The sequence below is a fragment of the Streptomyces niveiscabiei genome (assembly GCF_001419795.1).
Lineage (GTDB): Bacteria > Actinomycetota > Actinomycetes > Streptomycetales > Streptomycetaceae > Streptomyces > Streptomyces niveiscabiei.
The window spans coordinates 1-1,947 of record NZ_LIRL01001219.1 but is presented as its reverse complement, the minus strand read 5'-3'; the positions used below and the strand labels follow the sequence as shown (position 1 = coordinate 1,947).

The following is a 1,947-nucleotide window of genomic DNA, read 5'->3' as shown; positions in this document are numbered from 1 at the left end:
GTGGGGGAGCGGCTTGCCGCGAGGCGGGATTGGGCCGGAGGAGGCGTCCGGGGCGCCGGCCGAGGGTTTCGCGAACGTGCGTCAGGGGGACGGCGGCGCTGAGGGAGGGACGGCGCGCTGCTCTGGGATGCCGGACGAGGCTCAGGCGACTGCCGACGGGCTGCGCGGGTCCGAAGCCGGGTCCGGTGTGTCCGAAGCAGGGTCCCGCGCGTCCGAAACAGGGGTCGGTATGTCCGAGGCCGAGGCCGGTGCGTACGGTCCTGAAGCTGGCGGTTCTTCGTCTGGAACCGGTCCGGCCGTCGAGCCCCGGCCTCCCGTAGGTCCGCCTGCGCTGGACCAGGATGTTCCCGGCGATGCTTCCGAGCCCGGTTCCCGGTCTCCCGTCGATCCGCCCGCGCCCGGCCCTTCCCGTACCGGCCTCCCGCCCGCGCCCGGGGGAGAGAAATGACCGTGCCGTCCATTGGGGGCTCCCGGTCCCCGATCCGTGTGCTGCTGGCCGATGATCACACCCTGGTGCGCCGGGGCGTGCGGCTGATCCTCGACAGCGAGGCGGATCTGACCGTCGTCGCCGAGGCGGGCGACGGCGCCGAGGCGGTCGAGCGCGCCCGGAGCGAGGACGTCGATCTCGCCGTGCTGGATGTGGCGATGCCGCGCATGACGGGGCTACAGGCGGCGCGTGAGCTGTCGCGGCGCCTGCCCGACCTGCGGATCCTCATCCTGACGATGTACGACAACGAGCAGTACTTCTTCGAGGCGCTGAAGGCCGGCGCGGGCGGGTACGTGCTGAAGTCGGCTGCCGACCGGGACCTCGTCGAGGCGTGCCGCGCGGCGATGCGGGACGAGCCGTTCATCTACCCGGGGGCGGAACGGGCACTGGTGCGGTCGTACCTGGACCGGCTGCACCGGGGGGACGGCCTCCCGGAGCGGCCGATCACGGAGCGAGAGGAGGAGATCCTCAAGCTCGTCGCCGAGGGGCACACCTCGAAGGAGATCGGGAACCTCCTGTTCATCAGCGCCAAGACGGTCGAACGTCACCGGGCCAACCTGCTCCAGAAGCTCGGGATGCGGGATCGCCTGGAGCTGACGCGGTACGCGATCCGGGCTGGGCTGATCGATCCCTGAGGCCCGCCCGGGACGCGGGGTGTCCGTTCAACCTCTGGGGCTCACTCGGCGCTTGAGGCCCGCCCGGTCCCAGGAGCTCGCCCAACCCCTGAGATTCACCCGGCACTTGAGGCTCGGCCGAGCCCTGTGCCCCGTCAGGGCTCACCCCGCCAGGTCGAACTCCGGGATCAGCCCGCCGACCAACTCGATGCTGCGCATCACGCTCTCGTGCGACAGCCCGCCGACCTGCTGGAAGCACATCAGCCGGTCGATCCCGAGGTCGGCGTACGCCCGGATCTTCTTGCGGACGGTCTCGGGGGAGCCGACGATCAGGGAGCCCTGTTCGCTGAGCGCCTCGAACAGCTCCTCCTCGGGCACGGTCTCGCCCTGGAGGATGCGGCCGATCGCGAGCTGCGCGGCGTTCGGCCCGGCCGCGGCGCCCGCCTCCGCGCGCAGGAACGCGCCCGCGCGCCCGCCGCCGTCGGGGGCGGCCATCAGCTCCTTCTCGCGGTTCATGTTCTCCAGGAACGCGTCGGCCGCCTCGAAGAAGGTCAGCGCGCGGGCGGTGTACCAGGCCGCCGCCGCTGCCGCGCCGTCCCGCATCGCCTGCTCGTCGGTCTCCGCGCAGTGCACGAACGTGAAGAACGCGATCTGGTCGTTGACGAACGCGCCCGCGGGCGTACGGCACTCGGCCGCCGCCGCGCGGTACAGCTCGACCAGCCGGCCGACCCGCTCCAACGGCTCCCACAGCGTCGTACCGAGCACCCCGACACCCCGGCGCCCGGCCTCCTCGAACGACCCGGGGGTGGACGCCGCCTGCCACAGGGGCGGGTGCGGGTCCTGGAG

2 protein-coding genes are annotated in these 1,947 nt (G+C 72.5%); one reads left to right on the top strand and one right to left on the bottom strand.

What is annotated here, in order from left to right; genetic code table 11:
* Nucleotides 1–444: 444 nt before the first annotated feature.
* Complete coding sequence (locus AOK24_RS42305; RefSeq protein WP_055725184.1) at nt 445–1,122, top strand: response regulator transcription factor; 678 nt, start codon at nt 445–447, stop codon at nt 1,120–1,122.
* 141 nt (nt 1,123–1,263) lie between these two features.
* Here AOK24_RS42305 and AOK24_RS42300 read toward each other — a convergent pair.
* Nucleotides 1,264–1,947: LLM class flavin-dependent oxidoreductase (locus AOK24_RS42300; protein WP_159052193.1), on the bottom strand; the 684-nt coding region annotated here is incomplete at its 5' end.